We start from the raw sequence: 18,415 nt of genomic DNA on the forward strand, positions 1-18,415 counted from the left end.
CGCCGCGCCCGGCGCACCGGCCACCGCGGCCGGGCGTGGCGGCCGGGAGGGCCACCGGCCGCGCCCCGCCGGAACGCGCCGCCGCGCCGCGAGGCCGCGGGCCGGTCACCGGCCCGCTCCCGCGCCGCCGCCGACCGGCGCGTCGGAGTCGGCCGCGCCGGCCGCCCGCGCCGCCCGCCGGCGCCGTTTGCCCCGCGGCGGCACCAGCCCGGCCAGGTCGCCGCCGGTGTCGTTGAGCCGCATCAGGAACGGTCGCAGCGGCGTGTAGCGGATCGCCGTCACCGAGGCCGGATCGGCCACGATCCGCTGGAAAAGATCCAGGTGTACGCCGAGCGCGTCGGCCACGATGGCCTTGATCACGTCGCCGTGGCTGCACGCCAGCCAGACCGCCTCCGGGCCGTGCTCCGCGGTGACCCGGGCGTCCCACGTACGCACCGCGGTGACCGCCCGCGCCGCCATCGCCGCCATCGCCTCCCCCTCCGGGAAGACCGCGGCACTGGGGTGCTGCTGGACCACCGGCCACAGCGGCTCCTTGGCCAGCTTCTTCAACGGCTGCCCCTCCCAGGCCCCGTAGCCGCACTCGATCAGCCCCTCCTCCAGCACCGGGACGACCTCCGGCAACGCCAGCTCCAGGGTCTGCCGGCACCGGATCAGCGGGCTGCTCACCACCGCCGCGAGCGGCACCGCCCGCAACCGTTCGCCCACCGCGGTCGCCTGGGCCCGGCCTGTCTCGTCCAACTCGACGGGCTGGCGGCCGGCCAGCCCACCGTCCGCGTTCGCGGTCGTCCGGCCGTGTCGCAGAAGCAGAAGGGTCGCCACGGGACCACCCTATGACCTGCGCCGGGCCGAGGCGTCCTGCGGCGTGCGCGGGGTGACCGACATTCACCCGCGACCGGACCGCCGGCCGCCGGGCTGGCCGGGGCCGGGCGGACCTGGTCGGCGCCCGTCGGGGTCGGCGACGCCGGGTCACCGCCCGCCGGCCGGCCGCGCCGCGGCTCAGCGTACGTCCGTCGCGAGCTGGACGTCCTGCACGAGGCTCTCCGACCGGTCGGCGCCGTAGCGGCCCAGCACGTCCAGGACCGCCCGCACCGCTTCCCCCTCCACCACCACGTCGACCCGGGCCCGGTCCACGAGGTCCTGGTCCTGCCAGTACCCCCGGGGCAGCGCGCGGGAGGCCGGCTCGGCGGTGGAGACCGCGGCGTCGGAGATCACGATGGAGGTGGCTCCCGCGCCGAGCAGGGCCTCGCGCAGCTCCCGGGTGGTCGGCAGCAGCGCCGGATCGACCGTCGCGGTGACCAGCCGGGCGCGCTGGACCGGCTGGGCGGGCCCGCCGGCGCGCCCCTCCCGCCCGGTCCGGCGTCGGCGCTGCGGCGCGCCCGTGCCGATCAGCCCTGCCACGCCGCCCAGGTGGTAGGCGTCCGCGTCCTGCTGGGCGTGGTCGAGGTTGTCCTGCACGTCGGCCGGGGCACGGAGCCCGACGACCGCCTGCACGGCGGCGGCGATGGCCCAACTGAGCACGAAGGAGAAGGCCACCACGCAGACCACGCCGACGACCTGGTGCCAGAGCAGGGATCCGCCGCCGCCGAAGAAGAGGCCGTCCTTGCCGAGCGGGTTGATGCCGCTGTCGCCGAAGAGGCCGAGCAGCAGCGAGCCGAGCATGCCGCCGACGAAGTGGACCGCGAGGACGTCCAGCGCGTCGTCGAGCCGGAGCAGGTACTTCAACCGCAGCGCGGTGTGGCACACGATGCCGGCGATCGCGCCGATGACGATGGCGGAGATCGCGTTGACGTACCCGGCGGCCGGGGTGATCGTCGCGAGCCCCGCGACGGCGCCGGTGACGCTGCCCACCACGGTGCTGTGGCCGTCCTTCAACCGCTCCGCCACCAGCCAGACGAGCATGCCGGCCGCAGCGGCGAGATGGGTGTTGACGATCGCCTGGGCGGCCACCCCGTTGGCCTGGAGCCCGTCGCCGCCGTTGAAGCCGAACCAACCGAACCAGAGGATGCCCGCCCCGAGGATCGTCAACGGGATGGAGTTGGGCGGGGTGGCGGTGTGCGGCCAGCCACGGCGGCGCCCGACGACCAGCAGCACACCGAGGACGGCGGCTCCCGCCGAGGCGTGGACCACCATCCCGCCGGCCCAGTCCTGGGTGCCGAACCGGGCCAGCCAGCCGTCGGGGTGCCAGAGCCAGTGCGCGACCGGCGCGTAGACCACGATGGACCAGATCGCCAGGAACAGCACCCAGCCGGCGAACTTCAACCGACCGGCCGTGGCCCCGGTGACGAGGGCGGGAGTGATCACCGCGAACATCATCTGGTAGGCGACGAACGCCAGGGTCGGAATGGTCACCTGCCCGGCGACCACGTGCAGATTGGGCGCGGGCGGGACCTTGAGATCGGTCAGCCCGAGCAGTTCGAGGTTGCCGAAGAGGCCGGTGCCGGCGTCGTCGCCGAAGGCGATGGTGTAGCCGACGAGCACCCAGGTCAGGCTGACGACCCCCAGCGCGACGATGTTCTGCTGCAACATCGCGAGCACGTTGCGGGTCCGGACCATTCCGCCGTAGAAGACGGCCAGGCCGGGGGTCATGAACAACACCAGGCCGGCGCAGACCAGCACCCAGGCGGTGTCACCCGGATTCACCGCGTCCTGAGCGAGCACGGAAGCTCACCTCTCCTCTCGGTACGGTCAGACGGTGTGCTTCACCGTCGAGACGACGGTCTCCTTGACGCGTTCGTGGTTGGGCACGGGCGCGAAGTGCCGCTTGGGCAGCAGCAGCAGCCAGGTGGCGATGTTGAACGGCCCGGTCAGCACGGGGATGGCCAGCGGCGTGAGGACGGTCGCCAGGGCCATCTGGACGAAGAGCGTCAACACGATTCCGAAGAGCGTGTAGGCCGTCACCAGCGCACCGGGGCGGTGCATCACCGCGCCCACCGCGATCGCCGTCAGCACCGCGTTGAAGCCGTACAGTCCCTTGTCGAGCGAGGCCCCGTCGGCGCCGAACCAGAGTGCCAGCAGGGTCGCGCCGACGGTGCCGACCACCGCGAAGAGCGCCGACCAGCGGGAATTGACCAGCAGCGCGACCACGATGATCAGCCCGCTGACCCAACTGTTGGTCAGGTACACCTGGGAGATCCCGCGGAGGAAGGTGGGCACGAGGTCCCAGTCGAAGCTGCCGCCGGTCGACGTCCCCTCGCCGGGGAACATCGGTTTCGCGTTGGTCAGCACCGTGAACCGGTCGAACTGGTACGCGGCCATCAGCAGCACCCAGGTGGTCAGCACGAACGGAAACGTGAACGCGGTCAGGCCCCAGGTCTTGAAGACCGCGTTCAGGGCCAGGGTGACCACGGTCGTGGCCATCGCGCCGAGCACCAGGTAGAGCCACATCAGTGGCCGGTCGTCGAGGAACGTCGGCACGGCGATCCCGGTCAGCAGGGGGCTGAAGCCGAACAGCCCCTGCCGCAACGACGTCCGGTCCACCCGCAGGGCGAGGGCCGTGGCGGTGCCGACGACGAGCCCGAGGACGGCGCCGCCGAAGACCCGTGGTTGCCCATTCTCGAACGCTCCCCAGGCCACCGCGACGAGGATGAGCAGGCCGGTCAGCGGGTTGTTCTGCAGGACGACCTGCGCGGCCCCGCGCAGGCAGGCGTCGACGAACCCGACCAACGGGTTGCGGCCACTCAGGCCGTCCCAGCCCCGCGTCACACCGGTCACGGCAATCTCCTCCGCCGGGTCATCGCCAGCTGAACACCGGCGGGAAGGTCCGCCCGGTGGCCTCTTCCCGGGCAGCCACGCAGAAGGCACGTACCGCGGCGCGTACCGGCTCGGTCTCCTGTCCCAGGACCTTGAAGATGAGCCCCGCGTCGTTCGGCAGCCGGCTGACGGCGCTGGCCAGCGGGGTCTCCTCGTCCCAGACCGGCGTCGAGGTCCGGTCGAAGACCCGGGCGGCCCGCTCGGGGCTGGTGAGCAGCACGACGTTGCCGAAGACGTGGAAGCGGTCCATGACCCCGATCCGCGCCACGTCGAACCGTCCGGGGCTCACCACGAACTTCTCCACGAACAACTGCCGGCCGTCGGGTCGCTCCGCGCGCAGCGAGCAGGAGAAGAGGTCGTAGGCGAAGAGTTCGCCGTCGCGGTAGTGCTTCCGGCCGGGCTGAAGGATCTCGCCGTAGAGCATGGTGGCGCTCTCGGGCAGCCGTACCCGGCTGTCGGTGATGAACCGGCTGCTGCGGTACGGGATCACGGGCTCCGGGAGGTACTCCAGGTAGGCGTCCTCGCCGAGGGTGAACTGCTGGATCTGCGAGCCGTAGTTCGCGTCCATCTCCTGGATCTTGGTGGCGGACTGGGTCACCAGGTGCGCCTGGCTGCCGGGCGCCAGGTCGACGTCGATCCGCAGGCGGTCGCCCTGGAGCACGCCGCCGGAGGTGGTGAGGATCATGACGCACGGCAGTTCCGGCATCTCCTCGTCCCAGTAGAGCGCCCGCTGGACCAGCAGCGGTGACTGCCGGTAGAGGTCGTGCAGGATCGTGCGGTCCCCGCGCCGCTCGAACCCGAGGCGCAGCACCCCGACCTTGCCGTTGGCCGCGGCGGGCAACTGTGCCGGTTGGTCCTGGTACGGCTCCAGTTCCCGTGCACTGTCCAGTGTGATCATGCGACCACTTCGGCGTCGAAGAGCGCGTTGCGGCGGATCAGCGAGACCAGGTCGTCGATGCCCTCGCCCGTCTTGCAGTTGGTGAACACGACCGGCTTGCCGTTGCGCATCACGTCCGCGTCGCGCGCCATGACGTCGAGGTCGGCGTCCACGTAGGGCGCGAGATCGGTCTTGTTGATCACGAGGATGTCGGACTTGGAGATCCCCGGGCCGTTCTTGCGGGGGATCTTGTCCCCGGCGGCGACGTCGATGACGTAGATGAAGTAGTCGACCAGGGCGGGGCTGAAGGTGAGGGTGAGGTTGTCTCCGCCGCTCTCGATCAGCACCACGTCGCTGTCCGGGAACCGGGCCTCCATGTCCTCCACGGCGGCCAGGTTCATGCTCGGGTCCTCGCGCACCGCCGTGTGCGGGCACGCGCCGGTCTCCACCCCGATGATCCGCTCCTCGACCAGGACCCCGGTCAACGCGCGCCGTACGTGCTTCGCGTCCTCGGTGGTGACGACGTCGTTCGTGATCACCAGGACCCGCAGTCCGTTCTCCACGAGCCGGGGCACGACGGCCTCGATGATCGCGGTCTTGCCGCTGCCCACGGGGCCGCCCACGCCGATACGACTAGCCGACTTCATGATGTGACCTGTCCTTCTGGGAAGACGTTTCAGATTCAGGGAAGGGGGTGGACCGCGGGACGCTCAGCTCATGAACATCCGCACGTGGGTGTGCTGGTGCGCGGCGGCCAGGACATCCAGGTGGGGGCCGAACGTCTGCATGTCGTCGAGGCTCGCGGTGCGCACCTCGCGGTAGTCGTCGGCGACCTTCTCGTTGACCGCGAAGAGGATCGACTGTGCGTCGAGATGGTCCACCCGCATCAACCGGATCGCCGCGCCGAGCACCGTGGACGCCGTGCCGTACTGGTGGGCCGCGAAGGCGTCCTCCTCGGACACCCCGAGATCGGCGAAGACCACCCCGAGCGCGACCGGGTAGGTGACCGGCACGCCGTTGGCCGCCTCGCCGATGCGCGTCTTGAGCAGCGTCTCCCCGACGATTCGGGTCGAGGCCTCGGCCAGCTTGCGCCCCATGCGTACGGACATGGTGCGCGTCTCTTCGTTGATCTTGCGCAGGTGGACGGCCTCGTCCGCCTGCCGGATCCGGTCGAGGTCCCCGGCGGTGGCGCCACGGTGCCCGGCGAGCAGGGCGACGCCGTCCCCCGTGGCGGCGAGCCGGGTGACCGTCCGGACGAAGTCCTGAAGGGTGGCCCGGTCGTGGACGACCTCCTGCTGGACGGCCATCTCCAGCCCGTTCGAGAAGGAGAAGGCGCCGACCGGGAAGACCGAGTCGCCGAACTGCAACAGCTTCAGGGTCTCGACCATCGTGCGCACCGTCCGGCCCTGCTCAGTTGAGGTCGGCGGGTAGATGCGAGTGCGGCGTCGAGTCGGCGCCACCGAACAACCGCCGCGACTCGTGCGGCGCGAGGTACGCGATGACCTCGGTGCCGGGGACGAACTCGTGGGTGATCCCGGTGAACGCGTGGGTACGCATCACCGAGTCCATGACCTTGCGGTCCACGGTCAGCGGGACGTACATCTTCGCGCCCTTGACCACGGCCGGCCAGTGCTGGTTGCCGATCGCGTGACCGAGTTCGACGGCCGAGCGGATCAGCAGCTCGGCCGACTCGCCGCGCAACTTGTCGAGGTCGACCACCATCACGTCGCCCAACTGCACCCGGGCCACCACCGCCGTGGCCGTCAGGTCGTCCCAGGCGAGCACGTCGCCGTCGCGCAGCCGGACGCCACGTGCCAGCGAGACCGCCAGCTCCGCCCCGGAACTCGTCATCTTGCGGATGCGGCTCTTCTGGGCGTCCCACTGGTCGAGCACCAGATCGTCGATGCGCGCTTCCTTCAGGCGGGCCGTCCAGTCCGGCTCGTTCATGTTGCCCAGCACCGATTCGACGAGCACTGGCTTCTCCTTTCAGTCGGTGTGCGGAGACCGCGCGGCTGCGGGGCGGTCCCGGCGGTGTCAGCTGAAGAAATAGAGCTGGCTCAGGGGAAGGTTCCTGGCGGGCGGCACGGTGGCGTGCACGCCGTCCAGCTTCACCGCGAAGGTCTCGGGGTCGACCTCGAGCTTCGGCGTCCGGTCGTTGCGGACCATGTCCCGCTTGGTGAGGCCCCGGGTCCGGTACACCGGCATGACCTGCCGCTGCAGGCCGAGCTGCTCGGCGATGCCGGCCTCGTGCGCGGCCCGGGACACGAACGTCACGCAGTTCTTGGCGAGCTGGCTGCCGTACGCGCCGAAATTCGGCCGGTAGTAGACCGGCTGCGGCGTCGGCAGCGAGGCGTTCGGGTCACCCATGATCGACCAGGCGATCATGCCGCCCTTGAGGACCAGCTTCGGCTTCGTGCCGAAGAAGGCCGGCTCCCAGAGCACGAGGTCGGCCATCTTGCCCGGCGTGACCGACCCCAGCACGTGCGAGATCCCCTGGGTGATCGCCGGGTTGATGGTCATCTTGGCCACGTACCGCAGCACCCGGAAGTTGTCGTTGCCGGCGGCGTCCTCGGCGAGCTTGCCGCGTACCGTCTTCATCTGCCCGGCGAGCTGGATGGTCCGCAACCAGGTCTCGCCGACGCGCCCCATGGCCTGCGAGTCGCTCTGCATCATCGAGATGACGCCCTCGTCCAGCAGGACGTCCTCGGCGGCGATGGTCTCCGTCCGGATCCGGCTCTCGACGAAGGCAACGTCCGAGGGAACCTGGGGGTTGAAGTTGTGGCAGACCATGATCATGTCGTACAGCTCGGCCTGGCTGTTGATGCCGTAGGGAACCGTCGGCGTGGTCGAGCTCGGCAGCACGTTCATCTGGCCGGCGACCTTGATGATGTCCGGCGCGTGCCCGCCACCGGCGCCCTCGGTGTGGAAGGTGTGGACGGTCCGGCCCTCGAACGCCGCGATGGTGTCCTCGATGTAGCCGCTCTCGTTGAGGGTGTCCGTGTGGATGCTGACCTGGACGTCGAATTCGTCGGCGACCTCCAGGCAGGCCCGGATCACCGCCGGCGGCGCACCCCAGTCCTCATGGATCTTGAAGCTCGGCGCACCGGCCATGATCTGTTCCACCAGGGGTCCACGGCCGGAGCTGTTGCCCTTCGCCATCAGGCCGATGTTGATCGGGATGTTCTCGAAGGCCCGCAGCATCGCGTGGATGTTCCACGGGCCGGGGGTGATGGTGACGCCGTTGGTGCTGTCGGTCGGGCCGGTGCCACCTCCCCAGAGGGTGGTCACGCCGTTGCTCAGGGCCGCTTGCGCCTGGAACGGCGTCACCAGGTGCACGTGCGCGTCGATGCCCCCGGCGGTCAGGAGGAGGTGCTCGCCGGAGATGGCCTCGGTGCCCGGTCCGGTCACCAACTCGGGGGTGACCCCGTCCATGATGTGCGGGTTGCCGGCCTTGCCGATGCCGGCGATCTTTCCGTTCTTGACACCGACGTCGGCCTTCACCACGCCGATGGTCGCGTCGACGACGGTCACGTTCGTGATGACCAGGTCCAGGCCACCCTCGGCATTGGTGTACTGGTTGTTGACCCCCATGCCGTCGCGCAGCGTCTTGCCCCCGCCGTACATCACCTCGTCGCCGAGGACACGCAGATCCTTCTCGATCTCGATGTGCAGGTCGGTGTCGCCGAGCCTGATCTGGTCGCCCGTCGTGGGGCCGTACATTCCGGAATACTCTTGCCGAGAAATCTGGCTCATCTGGTCTTCTCTCCTGCCCGAGGCTGGCAGCCCTACGGAATAGTGGTTCTACTGCTTCTTGCCCTTGGGGTTCTCCTGCTTGTCCGGGGCGAACTTGAAGCCCCGGGTCTCGGCGTTGTGGATCGCCTCGGCCCGATCCGGCCGGTAGCCGGGGATCGGTCCGTCACCGCTCCAGCCCTGGACCAGACCGTTGAACCCGTAGACGCGCTGCTGCCCGCCGAAGGGGACGAGCTGCACCGTCTTCTTGTCGCCCGGCTCGAAGCGGATGGATGTCGTCGCCGGAATGTTCAGCCGCTTGCCGAAGGCCGCCTCCCGATCGAACGCCAGCATCCGGTTGACTTCGAAGAAGTGGAAGTGTGAGCCGATCTGGATCGGCCGGTCGCCGGTGTTGTGGACGACGATCTCCGTGACCGGTCGGCCCGCGTTCAACTCCAGCGGCTGGTCGCTCAGGATGTAGCCGCCGATGGGTCGAAGGTGCTTCGAGTTGGGTCCGGGATGCTGCTTGGTCATTTCTCCTCCGCCTTCCTGGAGACCGTCTGGGCTCCTACGCCTATCGGATCGGTGAGTGCACGGTGACCAGCCGGGAGCCGTCGGTGAACACCGCCTCGACCTGCACCATGGGCAGCATGTCCGGCACGCCCGGCATCACGTCGTCCGCGCTGAGGGTGCTGCGGGCGTCGTTCATGACCTCTTCGACGGTCTTGCCCTCCCGGGCCCCCTCCAAGGCGGCGGCGCAGATCACCGCGACCGCCTCCGGGTGGTTGAGCTTCACCCCTCTGGCCCTCCGGGCGTTGGCGACGACGGCCATCGAGAGAATCGTCAGCTTGTCGAATTCCTTCGGTGTCAGATGCACTGTCCTGGTCCTTCGCGACTGTCGATGGGGAGCCGCCACCCGGCCGGACACGCCGTCCAGACGCCGGCGCTCGGTCCGATTTGAACTATCCGACCGCTAGGCCGGATTCGTGCGGCTTCGCTGGAAATGTACGCTTCTCGCCTGCACGTCGGGTCAGAACCGGAGAAACCGGGGCGCCGCACCGCGACCGCCGCCCGCCTCACGACGGCCGGCCCACGGCGGCGCGCTCACCGCGACCGGCCGCCGGCACCCGGCACCCGGCCGGTAAACGGCAAACGGAACCGGCCCCCGGTCCCACAACGGGGTCCGGGGGCCGGCGGGCGCGGGCGGATCAGGTCGCGCTGATGGTGCCCGTCATCAGCAGGGCGAGCACCAGGGTGCCCACCGCGACCCGGTACAGCACGAAGACGTACAGGGTGTGGTGCGCGACGTAGCGCAGCAGCCAGGCGATGGCCGCGTATCCGACGCCGAAGGCGATGATCGTTGCGACGACCATCTGGGCCATGCTCGGCACCGAGGTGCCCGGGGCCGCCGGCTCGAAGACGTCGCCGACGCTGAAGATCCCGGACATCACCACCGCCGGGATGGCCAGCAGGAACGAGTAACGCGCCGCCGCCTCCCGGGTGAGGTTGAGGAACAGCCCGGCGGTGAGCGTGCCGCCGGAGCGGGACACCCCGGGAATCAGCGCCATGGCCTGGGCGAAACCCATCACCACGCCGTCGCGCATCCGGAAGTTCTCCAGGGTGCGGGTCTGCCGCCCCCAGTACTCGGCGAACGCCAGCACGAACGCGAACACGATCAGCGTGGTGGCCACCAGCCAGAGGTTGCGGCCGGCGGTGCGGATCTGGTCCTTGAACAGGAAGCCGAACAGCCCGATCGGGATCGAGCCGACGATGACGTACCAACCCATCCGGTAGTCGAGGCTGGAACGCACGGACTTGTCCCGGATGCCGACCACCCAGGTCCGGGTGATCCGCCAGATGTCCTTCGCGAAGTAGATCAGCACCGCCGCCTCGGTGCCCAGCTGGGTGACCGCGGTGAACGACGCCCCGGCATCACGGTCGAAGAAGATCGCCGAGGTGATCCGTAGATGCCCGGACGAGCTGACCGGCAGGAACTCGGTCAGGCCCTGCACGATGCCCAGGACGATGGCCTCGACCCAGGTCACTCGCCGACTCCCGAGAGGTCCAGCGCCTCGGCGACGGTACGCAGGGTCTGCACGCCGCTGTCCCGGTCGGCGGCGAACAGGGTCACGGACAGGGTGGTGACGCCGGCGGCGGCGTACTCCCGCATCCGCTCGGCGATGCGCTCCTTCGGGCCCAGCAGCGAGGTGCGGTCGATGAACTCCAGCGGCACCGCGGCGGCGGCGTCGCGCTGCCGCTTGGCCAGGTAGAGATCCTGCACCTCACGGGCGGCGTCGCCGTAGCCCATCCGGGTGGCGAGCTGGTTGTAGAAGTTCTGCTGCCGGCTGCCCATGCCGCCGACGTAGAGGGCGGCGTACCAGCGGACCAGCTCGGCGCAGGTGGCGATGTCGTCGCCGACCACCACTGGCACCGACGGAACCACGTCGAAGCCGGCCAACTCCTTGCCGGCCTTCGCCCGCCCGGCACGGACCGAGGCGAGCTGCTCCTCGGCGAACTCGGGGGCGTAGAAGATCGCCAGCCAGCCGTCGGCGACCTCGCCCGCCAGCTCCAGGTTCTTCGGGCCGACGGCGGCGAGGTAGATCGGGATGTGCTCGCGCGGCGGGTGGAAGCCCAGCTTCAGCGCCTTGCCCGGGCCGTCGGGCAGCGGCAGCGTGTAGAACTCGCCGTCGTACGCGACGCTCTTGCGCGCCACGGCGAGCTTCACGATGTCCACGAACTCGCGGGTCCGCGCCAGCGGCTTGCCGAACCGGACGCCGTGCCAGCCCTCGGAGACCTGCGGGCCGGACACGCCGAGGCCCAGCCGGAACCGGCCCCCGGAGAGCGCGTCGATGGTCGCCGCGGTCATCGCGGTCATCGCCGGGGTACGGGCGGGGATCTGCATCACCGCGCTGCCCAGGTCGATCCGCTCCGTCTGACCGGCCATCCAGGCGAGCATGCTCGGCGAGTCGGAGCCGTAGGCCTCCGCCGCCCACACCACCGAGTAGCCGAGCCGGTCCGCTTCCTGAGCGAAAGCCAGGTGATCAGCCGGTGTGCTCCACGCCGTCTGATATCCGAGGCTGAGCCCGAGTCGCACTAGGTCCTCCCCCATTTGCACCACAGGTCGCATCAGGTTACGCAATGCCGGAAGGTGGCTCGTCCACCGGCTCACCACAACCGGACACGGCCCCGAACGGTCAGAAACGCGACGCGCCCGGCAGACTTGACGGGAGCGAGGATATCGGCGGGGCCTCGTTCGAAATAAGGTTCACCCATGCAACAGCGACCGCTCGGCCGAAGCGGGCTGGCGGTTTCGCGGCTCGCGCTCGGCACCATGACGTGGGGCCGGGACACCGACGCCGACGATGCGGCCGCCCAGCTGAAGAGTTACCTCGACGCGGGCGGCAACCTGATCGACACCGCCGACGTCTACGGCGACGGCGACGCCGAGTCGGTGATCGGGTCGCTGCTGGGCTCGCTGGTGCCGCGCGAGGACCTGCTGATCGCCACCAAGGCGGGGCTGCGACCGGGCACCGGTCGACGTCGGGACGCCTCCCGGGGGCACCTGCTGCGCACGCTGGACGCCTCGCTGCGCCGGCTCGGCACGGACCACGTCGACCTGTTCCAGCTGCACGGCTACGACCCCGACACCCCGCTCGAGGAGACGCTCGCGGCGCTCGACCACGCGGTGGCCAGCGGCCGGGTCCGCTACGTCGGGGTGTCGAACTTCGCCGGCTGGCAGACCGCGCGGGCAGCCGCCTGGCAGACCGCCTGGCCGGGGCGCGCCCCGGTGGTGGCCGCACAGGTGGAGTACTCGCTGCTGGAGCGGGGCGTCGAACGGGAGGTGCTGCCCGCCTGTGAGGCCCTCGGGCTGGGGGTGCTGCCCTGGTCGCCGCTGGGTCGCGGGGTGCTCACCGGCAAGTACCGGCACGGCCGGCCCGCCGACTCGCGGGCGGCCTCGCCGCTCTTCGAGCGGTTCGTCGCCACCTACCTGGAGCCCCGCTGCTCCAGCATCGTGGAGGCGGTCGCCACCGCCGCCGGGGGGCTGGGCGTCTCGCCGTCGGAGGTGGCGCTGGCCTGGATCCGCGACCGCCCCGGGGTGGTGGCCCCGATCCTCGGCGCCCGGACGGTCGGCCAACTGCTCGGCGCGCTCCAGGTCGAGCGGATGACCCTGCCGGAGGAGATCGTCACCGCGCTGGACGACGTGTCGGCCGTGCCGGTCGGCTACCCCGAACGCGACGGTTGACCCGCCGGCCGCCGGGCGGGCAGATCGCAGGCCGGCACCGTCCGCTCAGGTCGTGGGGCGCCGGCCGGGGAGCTCGCGTACGGCGGCGAGGAAGCGGGACTGGTCGTCGCGGGTCGCCGGGTTGACGATCCGGATCCAGGAGCCGTCGTCGAACACGATGGTGGACGGGAACTGCACGACGCGGGCCGCGCCGTGCTCGGAGTCGATCCGGGCGATGCGCCGCCGCTGCACGCTCCAGAGCACCTGGGGACGTCGCCGGTCCTCGCGGTCCGGATCGGGGCGGCGGCCCATCCGCAGCAGGTGCAGGTGGGTGTCGGTGACCACCAGCGGAGTGCCGGTGTAGCGCTCGAGGAAGAGCAGCAGGCTGCCGGCGAGCGTGGCCAGGTCGCCGCTGAAGACGTACCGCCGCCGGTAGGCGATCTCGGCGAGCTGGTCGGCCAGCGGCCGGTAGCGGCTGAGCCGGAACAACGCCCGGAACGCCTCCTGCTCGGCGGGGAGCGGCAGCGGTTCCCGGGGCGCGGCGCCCGGCGCGGGCTCCGGCTCGGCCGCCTCCGGCGTGCCCGCGGCGAGGACGGCGGCCTTGCCGGGCAGCAGCAGGACGCCCGCGGCGATCCGGACGGGCGTCATCACGGCGTCCACCCAGGCGACCGGGTTGACGACGTTGAGCAGCCCGAACAGCGCGCGCGGATCGAGTGCCTCGGCGAGTTCCGTGTTCACCCGGTCGGCGAGCTGGCTGCCGGCCCGGTGGTTCTCGGGGGCCCGCACCGGCGCCAGGCCGACGTAGCGGATCTCCTCGCCGGGCAGCAGGGGCGCGACCAGGGTGCGCTCGGGCTCGTCGGTGGTGCGGAACTCGTCGCGCAGCTCACGGGCCTTGTCCCGGGCGGCCCGCGCACCACCCAGCACCGCCTCGGTCAGCCGACTCAGCCGGCTGCGCCCGTCGGACATGCTCCACCCCCTGGATCGGTCGTCACCGGCCGGCCGGCTGCTGCGCCGGCGGCTGCCCGAAGACATTCTGGTCGACCCACTCGGCGCCGTCCTGCACCGCCGCCTCGACCTTGTCGCCGACCTGCTCCATGCCGGGCACCGACAGGCCGGAGACCATCGCGACGGTGCCCCAGGTGGCGCCGTGCACCACGGAGTTCGGGATGTTCCACGGCAGGTTGGTGACCCAGTCCCGGCCGATCATCCGCGCCCCGTCGGCCATGCCGTGCGCCCGCAGCGCCCCGAGGCGTTCGAACGTGCTCATGTCGAACGGCGTCCCGGACTTGCCAAGCTTCCAGCTGCCCTTCGCCGGGTCCATGAACTTGTGGAACCACTTGTCGGCGTCGCCGGCCGCGCGGCGCTTGTCGGCGTACTTCTGGCCGGTGCGCAGCGCCTTCTGCTTGTCGACCAGCTTGTCCAGGTGGTTACGCAGCTTGCGCAGGTGCAGGAGGACCCGTTGCAGCAGCCGGATGACCTTCTGCAGGTGCGTCGCCAGCGGCCTGATGATCTTCAGCATCCGGGCGAGCGCGATCATGCCCCGGGTGACCCCCAGCGCCACACCGGCCGCCCAGGACGCCCCGGCGGTGAACGGGGCCATCAGCAGCGCGGTCACCAGCGTCACCAGCAGGAAGTTGACGAACTCGACGCAGATGTCGACCAGCACGTCGTGCACGGTCTGCAGGGCGTCGGCGACGCCGCGCAGGTACTCGGCGGTGGCGGCGAACTGCTCGGCGACGTCCAGCAACTGCTGCTCGACCTCGGCCATCCGCCTGCCGTACGCCTCCCCGGACGGGGAGCGCCAGCCGGCCTGTTCGGCCTCGCGCACACTGCGGTGGTTCACCGCCAACTCGCGCACCTGGGCGGCCAGCGCGTCCCACTCGGTGGCCTTGGCGCGCAGCGCGGCCGGCTCCCCGTCGACGAGGTCGACGAGCTGGATCAGCGGCCAGGCGAGGGTACGGCAGACGCTGTCGACCGCCTTGTCCACGCTGGACAGCGCGTTGTCGACACCGTTCCAGAGCTCGACGGCGGTTCCCGCGGGCCCGCTCACCGGGGCATTCCGGTGCCGATGGCCTTGAACGAGGCGTCGATGTCCTGCTCGTTGCGCTCGTAGGCCTCGGCCGTACCGCCGAGCGCGCCGCCGACCCGTTCGAACGCGTCGTGGCCGGACCGGAACAGCTCCATCCCCCCGGTGACCTGCTCGGCGTACTTCTCGCGGAGCATGTCGCTGACGAACGGCAGATGCCCGAAGGCGCCGTCCGGGATGTCCCCCGCGGACGTGATCCGGCTCTCCAGCGCGGTCAGCGAGGTGGCCACCCCCTTCGCCGCCGCCTCGAGCCGACGTACCGCCCGCACGTCGACGTCAATGTCAGGCACGCCGTTCCTCCCCCAGTTAGCCCGGCGGGACGACGATACGATCATGCCGCCGCCGGCCGCCACCCCGGGCGGCACCGCGTACGGGAGGTTCTCATGTCTGACCCGCTGTCCGCGTTCGACGCCCTCGCCGGACGGCTCGCCGACATCGAACGCCGCTTCGCCGGGCTCAAGGACGACCTGGACGAGCTGACCGGCACCGCCACCGACGACAGCGGCCTGGTGTCCGCGACCGTCGACGCCACGGGCGAGCTCACCGACCTGAGCCTCGCGCCGACCGCCTTGCGCGCGGGCACGGAGGACCTCGCGGCGATGGTGCTACAGGCGTACCGACAGGCCCGCGCGGCGGCGACCGCGCAGCTCAACGAGCGCACCGAAGGCCTCGACGCGACGTTCGGCGCGGGCCTGAACGAGATCTTCGGCACCCCCGGCGACTTCGCCTCCCTGGGCCGCCTGGACGAGGCCATGGGCCGACTCGGGCGGCTCGACGGCCGCCTCCCGGGCTCGCCGGCATGACATCGCCGGGCTGGTCCGACGTCGTCGCCCGGCTCCACGACACGCTGTCGGGCTGCGACCGCGACACCGACCTGGAACTCGCCGCCGGCCCCCGCCGGCTGCACCTGATGGTGCGCCGCGACGCCGTGCGCGGGGTCTGCCCGCCCTACGACGAGCGACGCCTCGCCGAACTCGGCTGGCAGGCGCCGCGCGGGCCCGGCGGTTGGTGGCACGAGACGCCGCGCACCGCCGAGGGACTGCGCTGGTGGAGCGGGTTCGCGGCGCGGACCGCCGCCACGGTGCTCACCACGGAGCCCGGCGCGCTGTCCTGCCAGATCCTTCCGCCCACCGGTCCCCGGGTGCGGCCGGAGCCGACCATGCCCCCGGCGCACCGGGTCCGGGCCACGGCGTCCACCGTCGCGCCGACGGCGGCCGGTGCCACGCCTCCCCCGGCGCCGGTGCCGTCCGAGCCCGCCGACCGGCAGGCGACCGCGCCGACGCCGGAGGCCGGCTCCGCGCGGGAACCCGGGGCAGCTCCCCCTGGCCCGCCCGGGACCGGTGCCGACGACGGCCGGGTGGTGGCCGAGCGCGCGGGCGGGGCGGAGGACGGGCCTGTCCCGGACGGCCCGACCGTGCTTGATCTCCTCGGCGACGCCGCCGCGCGGCGGGACCTGCCGGGCTATCTCAGCGTCCTCGCCGCTTCGGCGGTCTGCGTACCGCTGGCGGCGGAGCCGGGCCCGGAGCGCGACGTGCCGTGGACGATCGTCACCGGCCCGACCGGTGCGCCGCTGCTGCCCGTCTTCACCTCCCCGGACGCGCTGACCGCGTTCGCCGGGGAGGGCGTGCCGTTCGTCGCCGTGCCCTGCGCGGACCTGCTCGCGGAATGGCCGAACCCGGCGTGGGGGCTGGTGGTGGACGCGGGCACCCCGCGCGCGCTCGCCCTGGCCGCGGCGGCGCTGACCGCCCTGCTGGCGGCGAACCCGCCCGCCGGGTGACCAGTCCGCTCCCGGTCGCGCTACCTGCCGCGCCGGACGACCCGTACGCCGAACGCGACCGCGCCGACGACGAGCACGACGCCCAGGAGTTGGAGGCCCGGCGAGTCGTCCGCCTCCCCGAGCACCACGCCGGCGACGCCGAGCGCGGCGGCGACGACGGCGAGCAGGTACCTCATGGCGTCTCCTCGACCCATTCGAGCAGGTCGCCGGGCTGGCAGTCGAGCACCCGGCACATGGCCTCCAGGGTGCTGAACCGGACGGCCTTGGCGCGACCGTTCTTCAGCACCGCCACGTTCGCCGGCGTGAGACCGACGCGTTCGGCGAACTCGCCGACGCTCATCTTGCGTTTCGCCAGCTCGACGTCGATGCGGACGACGATGGGCATCAGATCACCGCTTCCATGTCGGTACGCAGCGTCGTGGCCTGCCGCAGCAGCGCGCGCATGACGACCATCAGCAGGCCCAGCACGGCGACGCCCACCAGCATCAGGAACAGCAGAAGCGGCAGGCCGGGGTCCGTCGCCCCGAAACCGACATAGAGGAACACGCCCAGCAGTACCATCCAGGCGGCGACGATCGCCCACACGATCGTGTCCACCCACGCCAGGGCGGCGTCGCTGAAGATGCGGTCGTTCCTGACCAGGGTGAGCAACTTCCAGGTGGACACGATCACCACCTGGATGCACAGCACCCAGAACACCGTGACGGCGGTCATCGGCCACCTGAGGTGGGCCTGGTCCGGGGACTCCTCGGCCATGTGCGCGAACTGCCCGGGCAGCGAGAGGGTCTGGAACACGACCAGGATCCCGAACAGCACCACGAGGAACACTCTGAGCGGCGCCACCGCTCGATGCTCGTTCAACATGCATCGACTATCGCTTGCAACCTATCGAATGTCAATCGGTTCTGCGATCCCCTGCCATGCTCTCGCGCGGGCGCTCGGGCCGCGGCACGCTCGGCCCCCGCCCGGTGGCGGCGGCGAGGGGGTGGCGGACGGCCGGTCGGCTGGGCAGCATGGGTCCCATGGACTACGAGTACGCGCCGCTGCGCCTGCCGCCGAACGTCGACCGGTTGACCTGCGCGGCGCAGTTGGCGATCCAGGCGGAGTTCTCCGGGTGGGAGTTGGCGCGGGTACGGCTGTACCGCGACGGCACGCGGCAGGTGATGCTGCGTCGCCGTCGGGTGAACCAGCCGCAGCCCGGACTGTCGTACTGAACACGACGCAAGGCCCGGGGCCGACCATCCGATCGGACCCCGGGCCTTCGCCGCGTGGCGGGCGTGCCGTCAGCGCCTAGTGGGCGTGGTCGTGCTCCTCGTCGAGCTCCATGAACGGGTGCTCGTCGAGCCGGCCGACCAGCCGGTCGTCGGCGGCCGGCTGGAACGGGCCGACCGGGTCGTCGTCGTCGAAGGACTCCAGGTCGACCGGGGTGCCGACCTCGCTGACCATCACCACACCGTCGAGCGGCTCCAGCTCCGGCACGTCCAGCGCGCCGAGCGAGCCGTCGCCGCTCTGGAGCAGCTCCAGCACCGCCTCGCCGACCCCCTCGACGGGCTCCGGCTCGTCCTCGGCCGGGGTGCCCTCCCGCCGGGCGGCCTCGGCGACCCGGATCAGCGCCGACACGCTCGGCACCCGGTAGTCGCGCCGCTGGCGCACCGAGATGACCCGCGGGTGCGGGTCGGTGGGCTCCACGCCCTCCACGGCGCCGAAGCGCTGGTCGGCCTCGTCCGGGTCGATCGACTCGACGTCCCACGGGGTGACCTCGCCGAAGGCGTCCAGGAGTTGCTCGTCGTACGCGAAGGACGCGTTGTTCAGCGCGACGTACGCCTGCCAGACGTCGTCGTCGTCGATGCGGCCCTGCGCGGCGCGGACGGCGGCCAGGTGGTGGCGGGCCGCATCGATCACGCGCTCGAGGGCGGCGTCCAGCTCACCGTGCTGGTCGGTCATGTGGGTCAGTCCCTTCACGATGGGAGGTTC

Annotated in this window: 22 protein-coding genes and 1 pseudogene; 4 read left to right on the forward strand and 19 right to left on the reverse strand. The window is 71.4% G+C overall.

From position 1 onward, the window contains the following. Positions 1-105: 105 nt before the first annotated feature. The 12 genes and pseudogenes from AB0D32_RS23115 to AB0D32_RS23170 form a co-directional block, all read right to left on the reverse strand. Complete coding sequence (locus AB0D32_RS23115; protein ID WP_357093693.1) at positions 106-819, reverse strand: histidine phosphatase family protein; 714 nt, start codon at positions 817-819, stop codon at positions 106-108. A 177-nt stretch (positions 820-996) separates the two neighbouring features. Continuing rightward, complete coding sequence (locus AB0D32_RS23120) at positions 997-2,658, reverse strand: ammonium transporter (protein WP_357093695.1); 1,662 nt, start codon at positions 2,656-2,658, stop codon at positions 997-999. Positions 2,659-2,685: 27 nt separating this feature from the next. Continuing rightward, entirely contained in the window at positions 2,686-3,711 is a 1,026-nt protein-coding gene (yut, locus tag AB0D32_RS23125; protein WP_357093698.1) for an urea transporter, read from the reverse strand. 19 nt (positions 3,712-3,730) lie between these two features. Further along, positions 3,731-4,648, reverse strand: a complete 918-nt coding sequence (locus AB0D32_RS23130; RefSeq protein ID WP_357093701.1) for an urease accessory protein UreD — start codon at positions 4,646-4,648, stop codon at positions 3,731-3,733. Beyond that, complete coding sequence (gene ureG, locus AB0D32_RS23135) at positions 4,645-5,274, reverse strand: urease accessory protein UreG (RefSeq protein ID WP_357093704.1); 630 nt, start codon at positions 5,272-5,274, stop codon at positions 4,645-4,647. Before ureG ends, AB0D32_RS23130 begins: the two co-directional genes overlap by 4 nt. A 63-nt stretch (positions 5,275-5,337) precedes the next feature. Then, a complete protein-coding gene (locus AB0D32_RS23140) occupies positions 5,338-6,015 on the reverse strand; it encodes an urease accessory protein UreF (RefSeq protein ID WP_357093707.1) in 678 nt (225 codons plus the stop codon). A gap of 22 nt (positions 6,016-6,037) precedes the next feature. Next, positions 6,038-6,601, reverse strand: coding sequence for an urease accessory protein UreE (ureE, locus tag AB0D32_RS23145; protein WP_357093710.1), 564 nt, complete (start codon positions 6,599-6,601; stop codon positions 6,038-6,040). A gap of 60 nt (positions 6,602-6,661) precedes the next feature. Continuing rightward, positions 6,662-8,380 carry an urease subunit alpha gene (locus AB0D32_RS23150; RefSeq protein WP_357093713.1) on the reverse strand — a complete coding sequence of 573 codons (1,719 nt, stop codon included), beginning with the start codon at positions 8,378-8,380 and terminating at the stop codon, positions 6,662-6,664. Positions 8,381-8,554: 174 nt separating this feature from the next. Continuing rightward, a pseudogene (locus AB0D32_RS23155) lies at positions 8,555-8,890 on the reverse strand (urease subunit beta); the annotation flags it as partial. Positions 8,891-8,930: 40 nt separating this feature from the next. Further along, entirely contained in the window at positions 8,931-9,233 is a 303-nt protein-coding gene (locus tag AB0D32_RS23160; RefSeq protein ID WP_357093715.1) for an urease subunit gamma, read from the reverse strand. A 331-nt stretch (positions 9,234-9,564) separates the two neighbouring features. Then, complete coding sequence (locus tag AB0D32_RS23165) at positions 9,565-10,401, reverse strand: undecaprenyl-diphosphate phosphatase (RefSeq protein ID WP_357093718.1); 837 nt, start codon at positions 10,399-10,401, stop codon at positions 9,565-9,567. Then, positions 10,398-11,450: an LLM class F420-dependent oxidoreductase gene (locus tag AB0D32_RS23170; RefSeq protein ID WP_357093721.1), complete on the reverse strand. Its 1,053-nt coding sequence runs from the start codon at positions 11,448-11,450 to the stop codon at positions 10,398-10,400. Before AB0D32_RS23170 ends, AB0D32_RS23165 begins: the two co-directional genes overlap by 4 nt. A gap of 177 nt (positions 11,451-11,627) precedes the next feature. Here AB0D32_RS23170 and AB0D32_RS23175 point away from each other — a divergent pair, with 177 nt between their 5' ends. Continuing rightward, complete coding sequence (locus tag AB0D32_RS23175; RefSeq protein ID WP_357093724.1) at positions 11,628-12,599, forward strand: aldo/keto reductase; 972 nt, start codon at positions 11,628-11,630, stop codon at positions 12,597-12,599. A gap of 45 nt (positions 12,600-12,644) precedes the next feature. Here AB0D32_RS23175 and AB0D32_RS23180 read toward each other — a convergent pair whose 3' ends face one another. The 3 genes from AB0D32_RS23180 to AB0D32_RS23190 are packed head-to-tail and all read right to left on the reverse strand — an operon-like array spanning position 12,645 to position 14,954. Next, positions 12,645-13,544, reverse strand: coding sequence for a hypothetical protein (locus tag AB0D32_RS23180; RefSeq protein WP_357093727.1), 900 nt, complete (start codon positions 13,542-13,544; stop codon positions 12,645-12,647). A gap of 22 nt (positions 13,545-13,566) precedes the next feature. Next, on the reverse strand, positions 13,567-14,628 hold the full coding sequence (locus tag AB0D32_RS23185; RefSeq protein WP_357093730.1) for a PPE domain-containing protein: 1,062 nt from the start codon (positions 14,626-14,628) through the stop codon (positions 13,567-13,569). Beyond that, on the reverse strand, positions 14,625-14,954 hold the full coding sequence (locus AB0D32_RS23190) for a hypothetical protein (RefSeq protein WP_357093733.1): 330 nt from the start codon (positions 14,952-14,954) through the stop codon (positions 14,625-14,627). The genes AB0D32_RS23185 and AB0D32_RS23190 overlap by 4 nt, the downstream gene beginning before the upstream one ends. A 93-nt stretch (positions 14,955-15,047) precedes the next feature. On the opposite strand from AB0D32_RS23190, the gene AB0D32_RS23195 reads away from it, so the two are divergent. Then, the gene (locus AB0D32_RS23195; RefSeq protein WP_357093736.1) at positions 15,048-15,467 is read left to right on the forward strand and encodes a YbaB/EbfC family nucleoid-associated protein; all 420 of its coding nucleotides are present in this window, start codon (positions 15,048-15,050) and stop codon (positions 15,465-15,467) included. Next, positions 15,464-16,441, forward strand: coding sequence for an SseB family protein (locus AB0D32_RS23200; protein ID WP_357093739.1), 978 nt, complete (start codon positions 15,464-15,466; stop codon positions 16,439-16,441). The genes AB0D32_RS23195 and AB0D32_RS23200 overlap by 4 nt, the downstream gene beginning before the upstream one ends. Positions 16,442-16,461: 20 nt before the next feature. Here AB0D32_RS23200 and AB0D32_RS23205 read toward each other — a convergent pair whose 3' ends face one another. The 3 genes from AB0D32_RS23205 to AB0D32_RS23215 are packed head-to-tail and all read right to left on the reverse strand — an operon-like array spanning position 16,462 to position 17,284. Further along, positions 16,462-16,617: a hypothetical protein gene (locus tag AB0D32_RS23205; RefSeq protein ID WP_357093742.1), complete on the reverse strand. Its 156-nt coding sequence runs from the start codon at positions 16,615-16,617 to the stop codon at positions 16,462-16,464. Further along, on the reverse strand, positions 16,614-16,826 hold the full coding sequence (locus tag AB0D32_RS23210; protein WP_357093745.1) for a helix-turn-helix transcriptional regulator: 213 nt from the start codon (positions 16,824-16,826) through the stop codon (positions 16,614-16,616). The genes AB0D32_RS23205 and AB0D32_RS23210 overlap by 4 nt, the downstream gene beginning before the upstream one ends. Then, positions 16,826-17,284, reverse strand: coding sequence for a DUF2975 domain-containing protein (locus AB0D32_RS23215; RefSeq protein WP_357093748.1), 459 nt, complete (start codon positions 17,282-17,284; stop codon positions 16,826-16,828). The genes AB0D32_RS23210 and AB0D32_RS23215 overlap by 1 nt, the downstream gene beginning before the upstream one ends. Before the next feature lie 179 nt (positions 17,285-17,463). Between AB0D32_RS23215 and AB0D32_RS23220 the strand changes: the two genes are divergently transcribed. Beyond that, positions 17,464-17,655 carry a DUF5703 family protein gene (locus tag AB0D32_RS23220; protein WP_357093751.1) on the forward strand — a complete coding sequence of 64 codons (192 nt, stop codon included), beginning with the start codon at positions 17,464-17,466 and terminating at the stop codon, positions 17,653-17,655. A gap of 76 nt (positions 17,656-17,731) precedes the next feature. On the opposite strand, the gene AB0D32_RS23225 is transcribed toward AB0D32_RS23220, so the two are convergent. After that, positions 17,732-18,385 (reverse strand): hypothetical protein, encoded by a 654-nt coding sequence (locus tag AB0D32_RS23225; protein WP_357093845.1) that lies wholly within the window; start codon positions 18,383-18,385, stop codon positions 17,732-17,734. Positions 18,386-18,415 lie beyond the last annotated feature (30 nt).

The sequence above is a fragment of the Micromonospora sp. NPDC048170 genome (assembly GCF_040652795.1).
Lineage (GTDB): Bacteria > Actinomycetota > Actinomycetes > Mycobacteriales > Micromonosporaceae > Micromonospora.